Raw genomic sequence first — 456 nt, 5'->3', positions numbered from 1 at the left:
CGACAGGTTGGGCGAGCGTGTGTTGCTGAAGGTTGCGGCGGCTATTGAAAAAATCGCGGGTTCCAAAGACGGCGGGACGGTCGCAGAAAAGCTGTCTAAGGCGGCGGATGAAGGGGCGGCAGGCGGCAAAGACGCATCATCGCCATTCTGGGTATGGACGAATTGTCTGACGAAGACAAACTGGCTGTAATGCGTGCCCGTAAAATCCAACGCTTCCTGTCTCAACCGTTCCACGTTGCCGAAGTGTTTACAGGTTCTCCAGGCAAATATGTCGCCCTGCGCGATACCATTGCCGGCTTCAAAGCCATCTTGAACGGCGAATACGATCATCTGCCCGAACAGGCATTCTATATGGTCGTGCCTGACGGGCGGCCTCCAACGCTTTGTTTACATAATCGTATTCCTGTCTCTTATACACATCTCCGAGCCCACGAGACTCGACGTCATCTCGTATGC

1 protein-coding gene and 1 pseudogene are annotated in these 456 nt (G+C 54.2%); both read left to right on the top strand.

Annotated features, from left to right (window positions below):
* Window positions 1-190 (top strand): hypothetical protein (locus ACRPFF_RS11155; RefSeq protein WP_432674666.1); only part of this gene is annotated, 190 nt, incomplete at its 5' end.
* Window positions 130-357, top strand: a pseudogene (locus ACRPFF_RS11150) (F0F1 ATP synthase subunit beta); the annotation flags it as partial. The gene ACRPFF_RS11155 and the pseudogene ACRPFF_RS11150, both read left to right, overlap by 61 nt.
* Window positions 358-456 lie beyond the last annotated feature (99 nt).

The sequence above is a fragment of the Neisseria sp. SLRRB23 genome, assembly GCF_050896295.1.
In the GTDB taxonomy this organism is placed as follows: domain Bacteria; phylum Pseudomonadota; class Gammaproteobacteria; order Burkholderiales; family Neisseriaceae; genus Neisseria.
This window is presented reverse-complemented; position numbering and strand designations above follow the sequence as displayed.